Below are 19,360 nucleotides of genomic sequence, written 5' to 3'. Positions count from 1 at the left end.
ACCCAGGCGATGCTCTCCCGCTTTTTCGCCAACCGCCCGATCTTTGCCTGGGTGGTTGCCATCGTCATCATGGCGGCGGGCGCGCTCGCGATCACCCAGATGGGTGTCGAGCAGTACCCCGATATCGCCCCGCCGACGATCTCGATCAACGCGACTTATCCGGGCGCCGACGCCCAGACGATCGAGAACAGCGTCACGCAGGTGCTCGAACAGCAGCTGAAGGGCATCGACGGCCTGCTCTACTTCACGTCGAGCAGCAACCAGGGCTCGGCCTCGATCACCGCCACGTTCGAAAAGGGCACCGATCCCGATACCGCGCAGGTCCAGGTCCAGAACGCCACCAGCCGCGCGCTGAGCCGCCTGCCCCAGGCCGTCCAGCAGCAGGGCGTGAACGTCAACAAGTCGCAGAGCGATGCGCTGATGGTCGTGGGCCTCTACGACAGCAGCAACAAGAGCACCAACGCCGACATCGCCGACTATCTCGCCACGCACTTCCAGGACCCGCTCTCGCGCGTCGAAGGCGTTGGCAGCGCCGACATCTACGGCGGGCAATATGCGATGCGGATCTGGCTCGATCCGGCCAAGCTTGCCGCCGTCAGCCTGATGCCGTCGGACGTGATCACCGCGCTCCAGGCGCAGAATACGCAGGTTTCCGCCGGTGAAGTCGGCGCGCAGCCAGCGCCCGAAGGCCAGCGGCTGAACGCCACGGTCACCGCGCGTTCGCGCCTGCAGACCGTGCCTGAATTCGAGAACGTGATCGTCAAGTCCGACAGCAACGGCGTGCCCGTTCGCCTGAAGGACGTCGCCCGCGTCGAACTCGGCCAGGAAAGCTACGGCAGCTACAACCTGTTCGACGGTTATCCGTCGACCGGCCTTGCCGTCAGCCTTGCATCTGGCGCGAACGCGATGAAGACGGCCAAGCTGGTCAAGGAAAAGGTGGCCGAACTCTCGCGCGACCTGCCCGCCGGCTACGCGGTGTCCTATCCGCGCGACAGCAGCCTGTTCGTGAAGATCTCGATCGAGGAAGTGGTCAAGACGCTGTTTGAAGCCATCGCGCTGGTCGTGGTGGTGATGTTCGTGTTCCTGCAGAACTGGCGCGCCACGCTCATCCCGGCGATCGCGGTGCCGGTCGTGCTGCTCGGCACGTTCGGCATCCTTGCCCTGTTCGGCTACACCATCAACACCTTGACGATGTTTGGCCTGGTGCTCGCGATCGGCCTGCTGGTCGACGATGCGATCGTCGTGGTCGAAAACGTCGAACGCGTGATGCACGAGGAGCACCTGCCGCCGCTGGAAGCGACGGTGAAGTCGATGGACGAAATCACCTCGGCGCTGATCGGCATCACGCTGGTGCTGTCCGCCGTGTTCGTGCCGATGGCCTTCTTCGGCGGTTCGACCGGCGCGATCTACCGCCAGTTCTCGGTCACCATCGTTTCGGCGATGGCGCTTTCGGTGCTGGTCGCGCTTTCGCTTACCCCGGCGCTGTGCGCCACGCTGCTGCGGCAGGAGGAAAAGCCGCGCGGCCGCTTCTTCGATGGCTTCAACAAGCGCTATGACCGGCTGCAGGGCGGCTATCACAGCCGCCTTGGCCGCTTCGTCGATCGCCCGCGTCCGTGGATGCTGGTGTTCCTCGGGCTCTCGGCCGTCATGGCGTTCCTCTACGTCCGCCTGCCGACCAGCTTCCTGCCCGACGAAGACCAGGGCAACCTGATGCTCGCCATCACGCTGCCGCCTGGCTCGACGATGGAGCAGACCCAGAGCGTGGCCGAACGCGTCAACCGCTATATCCGCGAAAGCGAGAAGGAAGACGTCGTCCACGTGTTCACGGCCGCCGGTCGCGGCAACCAGGGCAGCGGCCAGAACATCGCCATGGGCTTCGTCATGCTGAAGGACTGGGACGAACGTGGCAGCTCCAAGCAGAGCGCCAGCGCGATCGCGCAGCGCATCAGCAAGCACTTCATGGGCGATCGCGAGGCGCAGATCCTCGTTCTGTCGCCGCCCGCCATCCGCGGCCTTGGCAGTTCGAGCGGGTTCGAGATGTGGTTGCAGGACGCAGCCGGCAACGGCGTGCCCGCGCTGACCGCAGCACGCAAGAAGTTGATCGAGGCCGCCAATTCCGATCCCAAGCTGGCGCAGGTGCGCTTCAACGGGCTTGAGGACACGCCCCAGCTCAAGGTCGATCTCAACGACGACGCGGCAACCGCCTATCGCATCTCGCCCGCCAACGTGAATTCGACTCTGGCGACTGCCTGGGGCGGCACTTACGTCAACGACTTCGTGGACCGTGGCCGCGTCAAGCGCGTCTATGTCCAGGGCGATGCGCCCTATCGCTCCAACCCGTCCGACCTCGGCCAGTGGTTCGTGCGCAGCGACGATGGCACGATGGCGCCCTTCTCCGCCTTCGCCACCGCCAGCTGGGGCAGCGGTCCGCCGATCCTCAAGCGCTTCAACGGCATCGCCGCGCAGCAGATGCAGGGCGCGGGCGCCCCGGGCACCAGCTCGGGCGACGCGATGAAGCTGATGGAGCAGAAGGCGGGCGAACTTGGCAGCGGCTACACCGTTGCGTGGAGCGGCCTGTCCTATCAGGAACGCGCGGCCAGCTCGCAGTCCGGCCTGCTCTATGCCGCCTCGATCTTCTTCATCTTCCTGTGCCTTGCCGCGCTCTACGAAAGCTGGTCGGTGCCGGTGTCGGTTCTGCTGGTCATCCCGCTCGGCGTGATCGGCGCGGTGCTCGCGGTCACTTTGCGGGGCATCGACAACGACATCTACTTCCAGGTCGCGCTGCTCACCACCATCGGCCTTTCGGCCAAGAACGCGATCCTGATCGTGGAGTTCGCCGAAGCCGGTCTTGCCCGTGGCCTGTCTCCGCTCGAAGCGGCGATGGAAGCGGCGGAACTGCGGTTCCGTCCGATCGTGATGACCAGCGTCGCCTTCATCGCCGGCGTCGTGCCGCTGGTGATCGCCAGCGGCGCGGGCGCCAACGGACGCCAGGCAATCGGCACGGCGGTGATGGGCGGCATGCTCTCGGCCACGGTGCTGGCGATCTTCTTCGTGCCGCTGTTCTTCGTGGTGGTGAAGAGCATCTTCTCCCGCAAGGCCAAGCCCGCCGGCGAAACCCACGAGGAGGCCACGGCATGACCACGATGCGCACCCTGATCGCGACCGTGTCGGCGCTCTCGCTCGCCGGATGCAACCTCGCGCCCAAGTACATCCAACCGGCGGCGCCGGTCCCACCCGCCCTGCCGCAGGGCACCGCGTTCCCGGCGCTGACCCCGGGCGACGGCGCCATCGACAAGATGGGCTGGCAGACGTTCTTCACCGACCAGCGCCTGCGCGACACCATCGCGCTTGCGCTGACCAACAACCGCGACTTGCGCGCCACGATCGCCAATGTCGAAAAGACCCGCGCGCAGTACCGCGTGCAGCGCGCCGGGCAGTTCCCGACCATCGGCGCGACGGCGACGGCGAGCGCCACGCACAACGCCTCGAGCCAGGCGGCAAGCGGGGCCGGCACGGGCAACAACTTCGGCGCCGGTACCAACGAAAGCTACAGCGCCTCCGCCAGCATTTCCGCCTTCGAACTCGACCTGTTCGGCAAGGCGCGCAACCTGTCCAAGGCCGCGTTCGAAACCTATCTTGCCAGCGACGAAGGCCGCAAATCGGCGCAGATCGCGCTCGTCGGCGAAGTCGCGACCGCCTGGCTGACCTATGGCGCCACCGCCGACGCGCTGGCCGTCGCGCGCGAAACGCTGGCGAGCCAGGAACAGTCGCTGCGCGTCAACACCCGCCGCGAACAGATCGGCATCGGCACCGGGCTCGATACCGCGCAGGCGCAGACCCAGGTCGATACCGCGCGCGCTGCAGTCGCCGATTACGAAACCGATCTTGCCCAGGCAAAGAATGCGCTCGATCTGCTGGCGGGGGCGCCTGTGAACGCCGACCTGCTGCCCACGACGCTCGGCAATGGCGACCAGGTGCTCTCGAGCCTGCCCGTCGGGCTCGATTCAAGTGTGCTGCTGCGCCGTCCCGACGTGCTGCAGGCCGAACACCTGCTCAAGGCGGCCAATGCCAACATCGGCGTGGCGCGGGCCGCGTTTTTCCCCTCGATCTCGCTGACCGGCCTGCTCGGCCTTGCCAGCCAGAGCCTGTCTTCGCTGTTCAGCAGCGACAGCTTCCGCTGGAGCGCCAGCGGCACGGCGAGCCAGACGCTGTTCGATTTCGGCAAGAACAGCGGCACGCTCGCCGCGAACAAGGCCGCACGCGATGCCGCGGTTGCAACGTACGAAGGCACGATCCAGACGGCGTTCAGGGAAGTGGCCGATGCCCTCGCCCGGCGCGGCACGATCGACGCCAAGGTTGCCGCGCAGGAATCGCTTGCGCTCAACGCCACGCGCGCGGCCAGCATCTCGCAATCGCGCTTTGCCAACGGCATCGCCAACTATCTCGAACCGCTCGACGCACAGCGCACCGCCTATACCGCCCGGCAAGCGCTGGTCACGGCGCGCCTTGCCAAGGCGACCAACATGGTCACGCTCTATCGCACGCTGGGCGGCGGGCTTCAGCCCTGACGCGCTGACAAGCCGCTGCCCTTAACCTGCGTCGCGCCCCCGCCGTGCGCGCTGCGGGTGTCGGGGTACTTCAGCAGGAAGCTGCCGGCAGCGGAAACCTCGGCGCACAGCAGCGCGCCGTCGGCGCGAAACGCGATGTCGCGGCCATCGAAGCCGCGTAACCCGACACGCGAGGAATCAGGCGCATCGCCTTCGAAGCGCAGGAAAATCCGCGCCGTGCAGCCGTCCTGTCCGTCGAGCCGGAAGCTCACCGTGGTTTCGTCGAAACGCTTCCATGCGCGCACGAAATGGTCGCAGAACAGCACGAACGGCGCGCCTTCGATGCGGTGGAAGGCACGCGTCGCGTAGACCAGCGCCGCGCCCGCGCCATAGATTTCCTGCCCCACCTGCCCTGCCTGCTGACCGTCGGGGTAAAGGTCTTCAAACGGGAAGTTAAGGCCGCGCTGGATGTACCCGTTGCGCGGGTCGTCGCTGATCGCGTGGGCCGGCAGGGCGTCGGGGTAATAGAACCACGCCCGGCTGAGGGCATGGCGGCAGTATTCGCCCACAAGCAGCCGCACCGACGTGATCAGGTCCGGCCCGCCCAGGTCGAGATAGCGCTCGAATGCCGAAAAGCTGTCGAAGCATTCGTAGGCGGCCATGTACGGCGCATCTTGCAGGCAGGTGACACCCAGGAAATTGGTATAATGCCGCGCAAGCGCGATCTCGCTTTCCCACAGTTGCGCATTGTGGAAGAAGCTCGCCAGATAGACATAGCTTTGCGTCAGGTAGCTTTTGTCGCCGGTGATGCGCCACAGGCGGATGCAGGCCGTGGCACCCCACGCCGTCAGGTTGGCCTGGTAGTTCAGGTCGAAGCGCATGCCCTTGGCGGCTTCGATCGCAAGCACGGCCTCGTCCAGGAAGCGCTTCTCGCGCGTCAGCTCGAACGCCTGCAGCATCACCCAGGCATAGATCCCGCCAACGTCGGTCTGGCCGCGCTGGTCCGATTCCGCGACGGCACGGATGACGCTGAAATCGCGCGCATTGTAAAGGATCGGCCAACGATAGGCGAAGTGCTGCGCCGCGCGGATGCCATAATCGATGCTGGGCAGGAAAAGGTCTCGCGCCTGTTCATTGCCGGCAAGTGCCACGTTCGAAAGGTTGAGCAGCGGGTGGTAGAGATACCACGAATCCACCGCATCCGCGTCCTTGTCGTTGCCGACATTGGGCAGGTAGCGCCGGATCGTGCCCAGCTCGGCGTCATAGAAACGCTCGATGCCGGCAAGGATCTGCGCCGACAGCGGCTGCGGCTCGTCGCTCCACACCTCCCAGTCACGCAAGGCGGACAGCAGCGACAGCTGGACCATCACGTCGGGATATTCGCTGGCGGTGTAGGGGTGGAAGTACGACAGCCCGTAATGCTCGATCCGCGCCTCGGGCGCGGTTTCCAGATCGGCGAGCGTGCGCTGCGAGCGATCGACCCAGTCGCGCCAGGCGGGCACCGGTGCGCCCAGCCAGCGATAAGCGGCGCCAAGCATGTCGAGGAACTGCCACGCTGAATCGGCCTCGTCGTTTTCGGCATAGCGGCGGATGACCAGGATCGTATCGTAGAGCGTGATCTCGCGCCCCGCGACAAGCAGCGCAGCGCCCGTCTCGTGGTCAACCGGCGGGCGATAGCCGAGATCGGGCCATTCGCCGCCCACTGCATTTTCGGGCTTGCTGCCGGTCAGGTTGAAGTAGTCGTTCAGGGCGGACAGGTTCTGGATATAGAGCACCTTGCCGAAGGCGGGACGGTCGAATTCGAAATAGATCAGCCCCGTGTTCAGCCGCCGCTGCTCCGCCTCGATCCGGCCCGAAGCGCCCGTGGGATCATCCTGCGCATCGAGCGGCACCAGATCGCGCGGCAGGTCGCGCAACGCGATGTCCTGTGCCGGACGGATGCGCAGGGTTATGCGAAGCTGTTCCAGATCAAAGTCATCGCCTTCGAACGCGATCCGCACGGTGCCGGCCACGCTGTTGCAGGCGATCTCGATCCCGCGCGTGGTTTCCTCGACGGTGCATTCATCAGGTTCGGCGAACAGCGGCAGCCGCAGGGCAACGCCGCCGCGGTCCTGGCGCCGCAGGACCAGCCACAGCTCGGTCGCGTGGCGGACGAAGGCGAGGTCGAGCCCGCCCTGGCGACGGGCGTGGAGGGTCGATGCCGCTGGACTGCGCAGCGCAGCAGCGGCCGCGAACGTGGCTGCAGTGGGCACCGAACGTAACGCGGCCTTCGCCATGGCTCGTGTCTTCCTCGCTCTCAGCGCGAAGGAAACGATTTTATATCAGATATTTATCCCGACGATTTAACCAGCTCGATGGGTGCAGCGACCACCTCGCCGCTTTCCCGCATCGACGCGAGGGCCGCGTCGGTATGGGGCAGCGCGCCGACCGACCAGGCGCGGCGGTCCAGCTCCCCGATCGTCCTGTCTGGGGCGGTACGGGCCAGTGCGCGCAAGTACTGCACCTTGATCGGGATGATCAGCACGGCCAGCGTTGCCGCCGTCACCGCCCAGCGCCACAGGTCGAAGCCGCCGGTCTGCACCGCCGACATGAACTCCGCCGTGGTCGCCCAGATCGCGATCGCCCCGAGCAGTTCGGACGCGCGCTGGTCCGGAAAGGCCAGCATCAGCAGCGTGCCGAGCCCGAAGGCGCCCAGCGCCGCTGTCTCCAGTGTCAGCCACCCGTCGGCATAGCCGAGCATCAGCGTGAGCAGGGTCAGCAGCGACAGCCCGCGGGCAAGGCGGACGATCAGGCCAGGCGTGAGTCGGGCGATCGGGCTCTTCATGGGTCACAGCTTCGCGCAGAGAGGTCGCCACAGCCTTTCGGGGTATGGTTAACACCGGGCTAAACCGTCGGGAAAACCCGCTTCCGCATGGTCAAAGGACGGCTAACGACAGCGCGTGGACAACGCGTAGCGCCTCCTTCTCGGATTTATATTGCACACAATCCAATTGTTCACCATATAGAGGCTCAGCGGCTCACGCCGCATAGCGACAAGGAGTTTCCGCGATGACCACTCTCTACACTGCCCGTGCCAAGGCCGTCGGCGGCCGCAGCGGCCGCGTCAGCACCGACGACGGCCTGCTCGACGTCAACCTCGCCCTGCCCACCGCGCTTGGTGGCAAGGGCGGTGCCACCAACCCCGAACAGCTCTTTGCAGCGGGCTATGCCGCCTGCTTCGAAAACGCGGTGATCCACGTCGCGCGCGGCATGGGCGAAAAGATCCCCGACGATGCCATCGTCGTCGATGCGGTGGTCGGGATCGGCCCCAATGCCAGCGGCGGATTTGCGCTCAGCGTCGATCTCAACGTCGCCATCACTGGCCTGTCGCAGGATCGCGCCGAGGAGCTCGTCGCCGCCGCCCACGCGACCTGCCCCTATTCGAACGCGGTGAAAGGCAATATTGACGTAGGCCTCAACGTCACTACGGCCTGAAGCATGAGCAACACGGAAAGCACGGCAAACCCGGCGGACGAGGTCCTGCGTCTCGATCGCCAGCTGTGCTTTCCGCTCTACGCCGCGTCGAACATCCTGACACGCGCGTATCGGCCCCTGCTCGACGAGCTGGGCCTGACCTACCCGCAATACCTGGTCCTGCTGGTGCTGTGGGAACGTGCCCCGCGCGCGGTGGGCGAAATCGGCCAGCAGCTGTTCCTCGACACCGGCACGCTCACCCCGCTGCTCAAGCGGATGGAAGCCGCCGGCCTCGTCAACCGCCAGCGCGATGCCGAAGACGAACGCCGCGTGATCGTGTCGCTCACGCCCAAGGGCGATGCCCTGCGCGTCCAAGCCCGCAGCGTGCCCGAACGCATGGTAACCGCGCCGTGCCTCACCCTGGCCGAAGCCCAGAACCTTCACGAGACGGTCTGGAAGCTAATTCGTGGTTTGCAACCGGGTACTTAGCACAAAAGCGCCCATTTCTGGCACAATTCCGCCGCTGTAACGTTGCAGATTTACGACAAGGCGGATATTTTCGTGCTTGACCGTCCTGGATGGCGTAATGCCGTTTTCGGCAAACGTTCTACCAAGGGCGTGGCTGACGATGAAAAGTGAACTGGGCCGTCATTGCGGACCCGGTCACGGTAAGGGACGCAGAGAGATGACCAAGGCATTCAATATTCATTACACGCTGACCGGCTCCCACACGCCGGTTCACCCAGAAGGGGTCGAGGCGACCAAGGGCCTGCTCATCGGCCTAGCACTCAGCCAGATCCTCTGGATCGGGATTGCGCTGCTCGTCTTCTGAGCGCGGAATCTCAGCGTAGCGCCTGGATTCCCCAGATGATCGCGCTCCACAACACGGCCGACGCGCCGACCGGAAAGGCGACGCGGAACCAGCCGGGATAGCGGTATTCGCCGTCCGCCGCCGCGGCCGCAGCCACCTCGCCCCGTTCGAACATCGAAAGTTCGTGCTGCAGGCGATGGACCGGCGAGACGATCGGCACGTCGCCATCGCCCGCCAACCGCGCAACGCGGGCAGCCTCTCCAGCCGGATCGAGATAGCGTTCGGGCGAGGGGCGAAGTTTGGGCATCGGCATGACGGACCTCCACTTGCGAAGGTACGCTTACGATCCTTGCCAGCCGGTACGTGAAGCGCGATGTTATCCCTAAGGGATTTTACGCATCACAGCCCTTCGCCAACGCCGATCTCATGCGCGGCTCGCCTGCTCCAGCGGTTCGCCGTCGTAGGGGTATCCGGCCTCGACCGGGATCGTCAGCCACTTGACCCCGTCGCGCACTTCCACACGCGGGGTGATGATCGAAACCGGCGTTGCCAGCGCATGCGCGCGCGCCGCCTCGAAATCGGGATAGGCCGCCAGCCGTTCCAGATTGCGCCGCGTCGGGAAGATCACCTTGATCGCGCCCTCGTCGGCCAACCGCAGCGCCTCCTGCGCGCTCGCCCAGAACAGGTGGTGGTTCTCGGTCGCGTCGACCGTGATGTCGACCGCCCCGGTGCCAAGGTCCGCTAGATAGAAGCGCGTGTCGAACACCCGGATGTGGCGGTGACGCGGCCACCAGCGGGCCCAAGGTACCAGCCGGTCGAGATCGAGCGTCCAGCCCAGCGCATCCAGCGCATCGGCCAGCCGCCCGCTCGAAATCGCGATCCGCCGCGCCTGCGCCGCCGTTTCGGCGGTCACCTCTCCGGCAATGCCCACGGCAAGGCCCGTTTCCTCCAGTGATTCGCGCACCGCCGCTACGCGCGCGGCGGCATCGTCGGGATCGAGATGGCTGCCATACCGGCGGGCCAGGTCGTGGTCGTCGGGATCGATCTTGCCGCCGGGAAACACCGTCGCGCCCCCGGCAAAGCGCATCTCGCTCGATCGTTCTACCATCAGGATCTGTGCCGGCCCCCCGGCGGGATCGCGACGGAACACGACGACGGTGGCAGCAGGCGTTGCGGTCGGCGGGGCTTCGTTGTCCCCCAGGTCATCCATCTCATCCATGACCATACCATGCCGGTGGCCCATGCCCTTGCCAAGTGCATCTTCGGGTCCCCTCGGCATCACCTGTCGGCACGGCTTACAAACCGCTGCCATGGTTGCCGGGTATTAACTATCGTGATGGGCGGTTTTTCATCCATCGGCCGGATTGGCACGCACCATGCAAAGAGTGTGTCGTCCCGAAGATGTCTTCTTCATCGGGGCGGAGCCGGTCTTCAGTCTCCCGGCTCCGCCCCTCCCGGGACCTCCCGAAATCCCCGTTCCCCAAGCGCCGCACGCACCGCGCAACGAAAAAACGCGGCCCCTGGTGCAGGAGCCGCGTTCGCATTCGTGCAAGTCTGCCGGGCGATGCCCGCGGCGATGGCTCAGGCGGCGCCCTTGACGCCCTGTTCCTGCATCAGCTGCTGCAGTTCGCCAGCCTCGTACATCTCCATCATGATGTCCGAACCGCCGACGAATTCACCCTTCACGTAAAGCTGCGGGATGGTCGGCCAGTCCGAAAAGGCCTTGATGCCCTGGCGGATTTCCTGATCCTGCAGCACATCGACGCTGGCGTATTCCACGCCGAGGTGGTCGAGAATGGCCACGGCGCGGCTGGAAAAGCCGCACTGCGGGAACAGCGGCGTGCCCTTCATGAACAGCACGACGTCGTTGTCGCTGACGATCTGGGAAATGCGGTCTTGGGCCATGGCGGTTCTGGTTATCCTGGTTGCGCGCGACCGCCCCTCGCAGGGACCATCAGCCGCGCCTTATCGGTTGATCAGGTGGGGACCCCGGTGGTCAGTTGCAAGGCATGGAGCACACCGCCCATGCGCCCGCCGAGTGCGGCATAGACCGCCTTGTGCTGCGCCACGCGCGAAAGCCCCTTGAACGCGGGACTGACGACGTGGGCCGCATAATGATCGCCGTCCCCGGCAAGGTCGGTGATGGTCACTTCGGCATCGGGCAGCGACGCCTTGATCATCGCCTCGATGTCGGCCGCCGCCATCGGCATCAGACTTCGCCCATCAGCTGGCGGCGCGCGTCGACGGCCTTGGCATCCATCGCCGTGCGAATCTCGCTCTCGTCGATCTCGACACCGGCCGAAACCAGATCGCCCAGCAGCTTGCGGATCACGTCCTCGTCGCCGGCTTCCTCGAAATCGGCCTGGACCACCGCCTTGGCATAGGCTTCGGTCTCCGCGGCATCCAGCCCCATGCGTTCCGCCGCCCACTGGCCGAGCAGACGGTTGCGGCGGGCATGGACGCGGAACAGCATTTCCTCGTCATGCGCGAACTTGGCTTCCTCGGCGCGTTCGCGATCGTCGAACATGGTCATCGTGCTGGATCCTTTTGCAGGGTCGTCTTGCAGAGTGCTCTACAGGGGCTTGCCTAGCGGATAGTCGCAGGCCGCGCGGGCGGCAAGCGCGTAGACGCATGGTTTTGCGCTCGCGCAAATCGCACGCCACAAAAGGGTGTTTCCGCCGTAGCCGCGCCCGGCACCGCCGCCGGACGGCCGTTCACGGCGCCGTGACCGCTGCCCCGGTCTTGAGCCCGGTCCAGTAGGCAAGGAAGGCCAGCGTATCGGCGCCGCTGGCAATGGTCTTGTCGAGCGGCTTGCCCGCGCCGTGCCCTGCCCTGCTTTCCACGCGCAACAGGTGCGGCCTGTCGCCGATCTTCGCCGCCTGCAGCGCGGCGGCATACTTGAAACTGTGCGCCGGCACCACGCGATCGTCGCTGTCGCCGGTCGTCACCAGGATCGCTGGATAGTCCGTGCCATCGGCGATGTTGTGATAGGGGGAATAGCGGCGCAGCACCTGCCAGTCGGCCTCGTTCTCCGGCCGGCCATAGTCGCCGGTCCATAGCCGCCCCGCGGTGAAGCGGTCGAAGCGCAGCATGTCCAGCACGCCGACATCGGGATTTGCCGCCGCGAACAGGTCCGGGCGCTGGTTCACCACGGCGGCAACCAGCAGCCCACCGTTGGAGCCGCCCTGCACCGCCAGGCTGCCCTTGGCGGCAATCCCTTGCGCGATCAGGTATTCCCCGGCGGCGATGAAGTCGTCGAAGCTGTTCTGCTTCTTGTCCAGCCGCCCGGCATCGTGCCACGCGCGGCCGAATTCTCCCCCACCACGGATATTGGCCAGCGCGAATGCGCCCCCGGCTTCCAGCCAGGCCATGCGTACCGGCGAAAACGTCGGCGTCATCGCGATGTCGAACCCGCCATAGCCATAAAGCAGCGTCGGCACCGCACGGCCGACGAGCGATCGCTTGCGCACGATGTACATCGGCACTTTCGTCCCGTCCTTCGACGGATAGAAGCGCTGCTCGACCAGATAGTCGTCGGGGTTGAAGCTCATCCGCGGTTGGGCGAACGGGGTCGTCTCGCCGGTGCGCAGGTCCATGCGATAGATCGTCGGCGCGCGGTTGAAGCTGGCGAACTGGTAGAAGGTTTCCTCCTGCCCCGGACGTCCGCCAAAGCCAGAGGCGGAGCCGATGTCGTTGAGCGTGATCGCGCGGCTGGGCTTGCCCTTCAAGTCGGTCACCACCGCCACGCTCGACCCGCCGTTGAGGTAGGACAGGATGAACCGGTCGCCCACCGCATTGGCGCCGGCAAGCTGCTGCTCGCGCTCGGGCACCACCACCTTCCAGGCGGGTGCGCCGGACAGGTCGAGTTCAAGGAGGCGGTAACGCGGCGCGCCCATGTTGCTGACGAACCACAACCGGTCGCCGATGCCATCGACGAACTTCCAGTCGTTGTCGAACCCGTCGGCGATGCTCGCCTGCGCCCATTGTCCCGGCTTGCCGCTGCGCAGGTCCAGCAGGTGGATGGCGCGGACCGGCAGCGTGCCGACCTCGCTGGTGATGACCGCCCAGCGCCCGTCGGCCGAAACCGCTGCCTTGTGGCCCTGCTCGGGATGGTCGGGCGTCGCATAGACCAGCAGGTCCGCCGCCTGCGGCGTGCCGACGCGGTGGTACCACACCGCCTTGCCATAGACGGGGGCAAGATGCTCGGCACCCTTCGCGGGCTCGGGAAAGCGGGAGTAGAGGAAGCCTTCCTCACCCACCCATGCGATCGTGGTGTCGTTGGCCCAGGCCAGCGTCTCATCAAGCAGCCTGCCCGAACGCACGTCGATCAGCCGGATCGTGCGCCAGTCGCTGCCCGCCACCTGCACCGTGTAGGCCAGCGTCCGCCCCTGCGGGCTCGGCACCCAGGCATCGAGCGCGACGGTACCGTCCTTCGACCAGCCGTTGGGATCGAGCAGCACCCGCTCTTCGCCATCCAGCCCGGCGCGGACGTAAAGCTCGCTCTGGTTGGAGAGCCCCGGATTGCGCAAGTAGAAGTAGGACTTGCCCGCGCGGCGCGGCAGGCTGATGCGTTCGTAGTCGAACAGGCTGCGGATGCGCGCGGCCAGCGCATCGCGCCCCGGCAACTGCGCCAGATAGGCGGCGCTGGCGGCGTTCTGGCCTGCAACCCACTGCGCCACTTCGGGACTGCTCGCCGGGCTCTGTTCGAGCCAGCGGTAGGGATCGGCCACGTCCTGCCCGAACGCGCGTTCGACCAGCGGCAGGCGCCTGGTCGGCGGGTAGGCCGGCGTGGCGATGCGTGGCATGGCGAGTTGCGGTGCGGCTGCAGGCGCAGTGGGCTGCGCGATGGCCGTAGTCAGGCCGGTAGCGTGCCGCTCTGCCGAAACGTGCGCCGCGCCTTCGGCATCCTCGGCCGCGGGCATCGCCGCCTGCGCCAGCGAGACGGCGGGCAGGCAGGCAAGGAGCAGCGCGGGCACGAGCCCTGCGCAGCGCCAGATGGCGCGGCTTATCCGCCTTGCTGTCCTCTCCGCACGTTTCATCTTTTATCCCGCCCGCTCTAGCACCCATGGCGGGCGCTAGGCGAGAGGCAAAACGACGGAAAGCGCCCGACTTTCAGGGCAAAGGCCGCGGCCTTCAGGGCCGTGGCGTCAGCCCCGTCCAGTGGGCGAGGAAGGCATAGACGTCGGCGCTTTCGGCAATCATCTTGTCGACCGGCTTGCCCGACCCGTGCCCGGCGCGCGTTTCGATGCGGATCAGGTGCGGCTTGTCCCCGATCTGCGCGGCCTGCAGCGCGGCGGCGTACTTGAAGCTGTGCCCCGGCACCACGCGGTCGTCGGTATCGGCGGTGGTCACCAGGATCGCCGGATAGTCCTTGCCGTTCGCGATGTTGTGGTACGGCGAATAGGCGCGCAGCACCTTCCAGTCGGCCTCGCGATCGGGGTGGCCGTAATCGTCCACCCAGTACCGGCCGGCGGTGAAGCGGTCGAAGCGCAGCATGTCCATCACGCCCACGGCCGGATGCGCCGCGGCGAACAGGTCGGGCCGCTGGTTGACTACCGCGCCGACCAACAAGCCGCCGTTCGATCCGCCTTCGACCGCAAGCCCGCCCCTGGGCGCGACGCCGTTGGCGATCAGCCATTCGCCCGCGGCGATGCAATCGTCGAGCACGTTCTGCTTGTTGGCCCGGCGGCCGCCATCGTGCCATGCATCGCCGTATTCGCCGCCACCGCGCAAGTTGGCGATGGCATAGGCCCCGCCGCTTTCCAGCCAGGCCATCCGGGCGGAGGAGAACGCCGGCGGCAGCGAGATATTGAAGCCGCCGTAGCCATAGAGGATCGTCGGCACCGGACCCTTGGCATCCTTGCGCCGGATCACGAACATCGGGATCTTGGTGCCGTCCTTCGACGGGTAGAACACCTGTTCGCTGACGTAGTCACCCGGCGCGAACTTGAGCGCGACCTGTTCCCAGACCTTGGCCTTGCCATCGTCCTCGCTGAAGCGGAACACGGTCGACGGCATGGTGAAGCCGGTGAAGCCGAAGTAGCCCCCCGCCCGGCCCGGCTTGCCCGACAGCCCCGCGAGCGAGCCCACGCCCGGCAGCGCGAGCGTTCCGGCGGGCTTTCCATCGAGCGTGAACAGGCGGACATCGGCCTTCACGTCGCGCAGGTAGGCCACGACCAGCCGGTCACCCACGATCGCCGCGCCATCCAGGTTGGCGTCGCTCTGCGGGACGATGGTGGTGAAGACCGGCTCCGCGCCCGACAGATCGACCCGGACGATCTTCTTGAGCGGGGCATCCTTGCTGGTGACGAACCACAGCACATCGCCCACGCCGTCGATCAGGTCCCACTGCGCGGACAGGTCGGGGATAAGCGGGCGGACCTGCCAATCCCCCTTGCCGATGGGCGCAATGCCGATGGCGGTGGTGGGGTCGGTGCCTTCGTGGCTGGTGACGACCAGCCAGCGCGCGTCGCTGGTGACCTGCGCGCCGTGGCCCCAGGTAGGCTTGTCCGGCGTTGCATAGACGAGCCGATCCTGATCCTGCGGGGTGCCGAGGCGGTGGTAGTAGACCTGCTGGTCGTAATTCCGCGCCTGGAATGCTTCGCCATCCTTCGGCGCGGCGAAGCGCGAATAGAGCACGCCATCATTGCCGACCCAGGCAACGCCACTGAACTTGACCCACTTCAGCTCGTCGGCCAGCGGCTTGCCATCGGCGGCGGCGACGAACTTCATCGTCCGCCAATCCGAGCCGCCGTCCTGCACGGTGTAGGCCAGCAGGTTGCCGTCGGGCGACGGTTCCCACGCATCGAGCGCGGTGGCGCCGTCCTTGGCCCAGCCGTTTGGATCGAGCAGCACGCGTCCCTTGGGCGAGGCTGCATCGCGCACGAGCAGTTGCGCCTGATTCATCAGCCCCGAATTGTAGGCATAGAACAGCCGCCCACCTTCTTCACGCGGCACGCCGAAGCGGGCATAATTGAACAGGCCCTTGAGCCGCGCTTCGAAGGCCGGGCGTTCGGGCAACGCCTTGAGATAGGCGTCGGTGAAGGCACTCTGCGCCGCGACCCATTCGTGGACCTTTGCATCGGTGCGCACGTCGGCTTCGAGCCAGCGCCAGGGATCGGCCACCTGCTCGCCGAACTGCGTTTCGACGACATCGCCGCGCGGGCTGGCGGGATAGGACTGCAGGACAGGCTGGGCGGGCTGGGACGACATCGGGGCGGAACTCGTGTTGGCAAGGACGGGCTGGCAGGGGATCAGCAGGCCGGCGACAGCGATGGCGACGACCGAGCCGAAAAGCGCAGAAACGCTGAGGGGTTGACGGGGTTGACACGGTCCTGAGGAAAAACCCGCGAGGGCCTTTTCAGGCTTTTGGAAGGACCGGCGCGACGACCAGGAATGCTGATTTGCGAATGGGTTGGAAGGCTTCATGGCGGCGACCCTAACCCACCTGCCCGCCGTAGGACAGAGCCCGCGCGTGCATTGGTGAGCTTGCGTATGCAACAGGTGTCAACCCCCGCCCCGCACAAGCGAAAGGGGCGGAGCCTTGCGGCCCCGCCCCTTCCTTGTCCGTGTCCGAACGAAGCGCCGATCAGGCGGCCCGTGTCAGGCTGCTTCGTATTCGTCCTCGTCCGCGGTCTGCACCGGACCCGAGTCCAGGCCCTTGGCGGCGGTGTCACGGTCGACGAGTTCGATCACCGCGATCGGGGCGGCGTCCGAAGCGCGGTAGCCGGCCTTGATGATGCGGGTGTAGCCGCCGTTGCGATCGGCATAGCGCGCGGCCAGCACTTCGAAGAGCTTCTTTTCCTGCGCTTCGTCGAGCAGGCGGGCGTGGGCCAGACGACGGTTCGAGAGACCGCCCTTCTTCGCCAGCGTGATGAGCTTTTCGAGGTAGGGGCGAAGTTCCTTCGCCTTGGGCACCGTGGTGGTGATCTGTTCGTGCTTGATCAGAGCAGCCGCCAGATTGCGCAGCAGCGCGATACGGTGCGAGGAAGTACGGCCGAGCTTACGCTGTCCCAGCTTATGACGCATGTTCTTGTCTCCGTTCGTAGGGGGCCCGTATCAGGTAGCCCGATCCAGGCGGCTGTCGGGGTCGCCGCCAAATGACCCGAATTAGGGGCGCCACAACGGGCGCCCCCGAATTGCTTAACCGAGCAGCTCCTGCTCCAGCTTCTTGGCCATCTCTTCGATGTTCTCAGGCGGCCAGCCGGGGATGTCCATGCCGAGGCGCAGGCCCATCGACGAGAGGACTTCCTTGATCTCGTTGAGCGACTTGCGGCCGAAGTTCGGCGTGCGCAGCATCTCGGCTTCGGTCTTCTGGACCAGATCGCCGATGTAGATGATGTTGTCGTTCTTGAGGCAGTTGGCCGAACGCACCGACAGTTCCAGTTCGTCCACCTTCTTGAGCAGGTAGCGGTTGAGCTGGTTAGCGTCGCTTTCTTCCGGCGCGTGCGTGGCAACGCCACCCGAAACCGAAGGCGCGTGGCCGGTCGGCAGCTGGTCGTCGAAGTGGACGAACAGCGAAAGCTGGTCCTGCAGGATGCGCGCGGCATAGGCCACGGCGTCTTCAGGGGTGACGGTGCCGTCGGTTTCGACCGTCAGGTTGAGACGGTCGTAATCGAGCTCCTGGCCGATACGGGCGTTTTCAACCTTGTACGAGACCTGGCGGACCGGCGAGTAGAGCGAGTCGACCGGGATCAGGCCGATCGGGGCATCGACCGGGCGGTTCGACACGGCGGGGACGTAGCCCTTGCCGGTGTCGACGGTCAGTTCCATGTTGAACGTCGCGCCTTCGTCGAGATGGCAGATCACGAGGTCCTTGTTCATGACCTCGATATCGCCGGTCACGGCGATATCGCCCGCCTTCACTTCGCCCGGGCCGGTGGCCGAGAGCTGCAGACGCTTGGGGCCTTCACCCTGCATCTTGAGCGCGATCTGCTTCACGTTGAGGACGATGTCCGTCACGTCTTCGCGCACGCCAGCCAGCGACGAGAATTCGTGCAGCACGTTCTCGATCTTGATCGAGGTGACGGCCGCGCCCTGGAGCGACGACAGCAGCACGCGACGCAGCGCGTTGCCGAGCGTCAGACCGAAGCCACGTTCCAGCGGCTCGGCGACGAAAGTCGCACGGCTCTTGGCGTCGTTGCCGGACTTGATCTCGAGGGAGTTGGGCTTCTTCAGTTCCTGCCAGTTCTTGATGTTGACAGTCATGGAATTCCCCTGGGGTTAGTTCGGGAGCCGGAGGTCGGCCGAGGGATGGCCGCGCCCGGTCAAAGATATTGGGCGCTCCGGCGCGGTGGATCCGCCGCGCCGGGTGCCGAAAGGCAGGTCAGACGCGACGGCGCTTCGAAGGGCGCACGCCGTTGTGCGGGATCGGGGTCACGTCACGGATCGCCGTGATGGTGAAACCGACCGCCTGAAGGGCGCGCAGGGCGCTCTCGCGGCCCGAACCCGGGCCCTTGACTTCGACTTCGAGGGTGCGGACGCCGTGTTCGGCGGCCTTCTTGCCGGCGTCGTCCGCGGCCACCTGGGCGGCGTACGGGGTCGACTTGCGGCTGCCCTTGAAGCCCATCATGCCGGCAGACGACCACGAAATGGCGTTGCCCTGGGCATCAGTGATGGTGATCATGGTGTTGTTGAAGCTGGCGTTGACGTGCGCGACACCACTGGTGATGTTCTTGCGCTCGCGGCGCTTAATGCGCTGAGGTTCGCGTGCCATGTGCTGAATTCCTGTCGAGAAACCGTTGGAAAGATCAGACCCTTACAGGTCGATCTTACTTCTTCTTGCCGGCGATCGGCTTGGCCTTGCCCTTGCGGGTGCGGGCGTTGGTGTGCGTGCGCTGGCCGCGGACCGGCAGGCCCTTGCGGTGACGCAGACCACGGTAGCACGCGAGGTCCATCAGGCGCTTGATGTTCATCGCGGTTTCGCGACGAAGATCGCCTTCCACGGTGTGTTCAGCGTCGATCGTTTCGCGGATCTGCAGGATCTCGGCGTCGGAGAGGTCCGACACGCGACGGGTCTGGTCGATGCCCAGCTTGTCGGCGATCTGCTTGGCCTTGAACGGGCCGATACCGTGAATGTAGGTCAGCGCGATGATAACGCGCTTGTTGGTGGGGATATTGACCCCGGCAATACGAGCCACTTGTTTCTCCGTTTGCTCCACAGGGCGCCGACATCGAGTCGAGACCCTATCTCATCGCTTCACGCCGCCCCGAAAATGGCAAAAACCCGCGCAGAACAAAGCATTCGCCCTGACTGCCGGGAACCCTTCCGGTTGAGAGTGAAAGGCGCGCTTAGGACTTTTGGGGTTGAGCGTCAACCGCCATGCCGCGCAAACGCGCGATTTCCGCTCCGTTGCCGATGCAAGAGCGGTCTGCTGCGTCCACCTCCGATAATACCCTATCGCCGCAGGATCGTCAAAGGGGCGCGTTGCCCCTTCCCCTTGCCGCCGGGAAACCGGTCATCGCTTGCTTTTGCCGCGTTATCGTAGGCTTAAGGACTGCGCGCCTAATACCGGACATGGTTAATAGCTGGCAGGGCGCGGCGCGAGTG

18 protein-coding genes are annotated in these 19,360 nt (G+C 65.8%); 5 read left to right on the top strand and 13 right to left on the bottom strand.

What is annotated here, in order from left to right; all coding sequences use genetic code 11:
* The first annotated feature begins 9 nt into the window (after window positions 1-9).
* Entirely contained in the window at window positions 10-3,138 is a 3,129-nt protein-coding gene (locus tag HHL27_RS06040; RefSeq protein ID WP_169492476.1) for an efflux RND transporter permease subunit, read from the top strand.
* Window positions 3,135-4,568, top strand: coding sequence for an efflux transporter outer membrane subunit (locus HHL27_RS06035; protein ID WP_169492475.1), 1,434 nt, complete (start codon window positions 3,135-3,137; stop codon window positions 4,566-4,568). The genes HHL27_RS06040 and HHL27_RS06035 overlap by 4 nt, the downstream gene beginning before the upstream one ends.
* Here HHL27_RS06035 and HHL27_RS06030 read toward each other — a convergent pair.
* Together HHL27_RS06030 and HHL27_RS06025 are read right to left on the bottom strand one after the other, a co-directional pair.
* Window positions 4,559-6,823, bottom strand: coding sequence for a hypothetical protein (locus HHL27_RS06030; protein ID WP_169492474.1), 2,265 nt, complete (start codon window positions 6,821-6,823; stop codon window positions 4,559-4,561). The genes HHL27_RS06035 and HHL27_RS06030 overlap by 10 nt on opposite strands.
* Before the next feature lie 53 nt (window positions 6,824-6,876).
* Entirely contained in the window at window positions 6,877-7,371 is a 495-nt protein-coding gene (locus HHL27_RS06025; RefSeq protein WP_169492473.1) for a hypothetical protein, read from the bottom strand.
* A gap of 224 nt (window positions 7,372-7,595) precedes the next feature.
* Between HHL27_RS06025 and HHL27_RS06020 the strand changes: the two genes are divergently transcribed.
* The 3 genes from HHL27_RS06020 (at window position 7,596) to HHL27_RS06010 (ending at window position 8,832) form a co-directional block, all read left to right on the top strand.
* Window positions 7,596-8,021, top strand: coding sequence for an organic hydroperoxide resistance protein (locus HHL27_RS06020; RefSeq protein ID WP_169492472.1), 426 nt, complete (start codon window positions 7,596-7,598; stop codon window positions 8,019-8,021).
* Window positions 8,022-8,024: 3 nt separating this feature from the next.
* A complete protein-coding gene (locus HHL27_RS06015) occupies window positions 8,025-8,489 on the top strand; it encodes a MarR family winged helix-turn-helix transcriptional regulator (protein ID WP_169492471.1) in 465 nt (154 codons plus the stop codon).
* A 196-nt stretch (window positions 8,490-8,685) separates the two neighbouring features.
* Window positions 8,686-8,832: a hypothetical protein gene (locus HHL27_RS06010; RefSeq protein ID WP_169492470.1), complete on the top strand. Its 147-nt coding sequence runs from the start codon at window positions 8,686-8,688 to the stop codon at window positions 8,830-8,832.
* A 10-nt stretch (window positions 8,833-8,842) separates the two neighbouring features.
* Here HHL27_RS06010 and HHL27_RS06005 read toward each other — a convergent pair whose 3' ends face one another.
* From HHL27_RS06005 to rpsM, 11 genes are all read right to left on the bottom strand, one after another.
* Window positions 8,843-9,124, bottom strand: coding sequence for a hypothetical protein (locus HHL27_RS06005; protein WP_169492469.1), 282 nt, complete (start codon window positions 9,122-9,124; stop codon window positions 8,843-8,845).
* Window positions 9,125-9,235: 111 nt separating this feature from the next.
* Entirely contained in the window at window positions 9,236-10,030 is a 795-nt protein-coding gene (locus HHL27_RS06000) for an NUDIX domain-containing protein (RefSeq protein ID WP_338114834.1), read from the bottom strand.
* Window positions 10,031-10,392: 362 nt separating this feature from the next.
* Window positions 10,393-10,716, bottom strand: a complete 324-nt coding sequence (grxD, locus tag HHL27_RS05995) for a Grx4 family monothiol glutaredoxin (RefSeq protein WP_169492468.1) — start codon at window positions 10,714-10,716, stop codon at window positions 10,393-10,395.
* A 71-nt stretch (window positions 10,717-10,787) separates the two neighbouring features.
* Window positions 10,788-11,021, bottom strand: coding sequence for a BolA family protein (locus tag HHL27_RS05990; RefSeq protein ID WP_169492467.1), 234 nt, complete (start codon window positions 11,019-11,021; stop codon window positions 10,788-10,790).
* Window positions 11,021-11,344: a DUF1476 domain-containing protein gene (locus HHL27_RS05985; protein ID WP_169492466.1), complete on the bottom strand. Its 324-nt coding sequence runs from the start codon at window positions 11,342-11,344 to the stop codon at window positions 11,021-11,023. The genes HHL27_RS05990 and HHL27_RS05985 overlap by 1 nt, the downstream gene beginning before the upstream one ends.
* Before the next feature lie 181 nt (window positions 11,345-11,525).
* Window positions 11,526-13,850 carry a prolyl oligopeptidase family serine peptidase gene (locus HHL27_RS05980; protein WP_338114833.1) on the bottom strand — a complete coding sequence of 775 codons (2,325 nt, stop codon included), beginning with the start codon at window positions 13,848-13,850 and terminating at the stop codon, window positions 11,526-11,528.
* 94 nt (window positions 13,851-13,944) lie between these two features.
* Window positions 13,945-16,023, bottom strand: a complete 2,079-nt coding sequence (locus HHL27_RS05975; protein WP_169492465.1) for a prolyl oligopeptidase family serine peptidase — start codon at window positions 16,021-16,023, stop codon at window positions 13,945-13,947.
* A gap of 390 nt (window positions 16,024-16,413) precedes the next feature.
* On the bottom strand, window positions 16,414-16,839 hold the full coding sequence (gene rplQ, locus HHL27_RS05970) for a 50S ribosomal protein L17 (protein WP_169492464.1): 426 nt from the start codon (window positions 16,837-16,839) through the stop codon (window positions 16,414-16,416).
* 114 nt (window positions 16,840-16,953) lie between these two features.
* Window positions 16,954-18,018, bottom strand: coding sequence for a DNA-directed RNA polymerase subunit alpha (locus HHL27_RS05965; RefSeq protein ID WP_169492463.1), 1,065 nt, complete (start codon window positions 18,016-18,018; stop codon window positions 16,954-16,956).
* Between the two features lie 118 nt (window positions 18,019-18,136).
* Window positions 18,137-18,526, bottom strand: a complete 390-nt coding sequence (gene rpsK, locus HHL27_RS05960) for a 30S ribosomal protein S11 (RefSeq protein WP_008065643.1) — start codon at window positions 18,524-18,526, stop codon at window positions 18,137-18,139.
* 55 nt (window positions 18,527-18,581) lie between these two features.
* On the bottom strand, window positions 18,582-18,950 hold the full coding sequence (gene rpsM / locus HHL27_RS05955) for a 30S ribosomal protein S13 (protein ID WP_169492462.1): 369 nt from the start codon (window positions 18,948-18,950) through the stop codon (window positions 18,582-18,584).
* Window positions 18,951-19,360 lie beyond the last annotated feature (410 nt).

The organism is Novosphingobium olei, from assembly GCF_012927405.1.
Lineage (GTDB): Bacteria > Pseudomonadota > Alphaproteobacteria > Sphingomonadales > Sphingomonadaceae > Novosphingobium > Novosphingobium olei.
The sequence above is the reverse complement of the archived record's forward strand: the minus strand, read 5'-3'. Positions and strand labels throughout refer to the sequence as shown.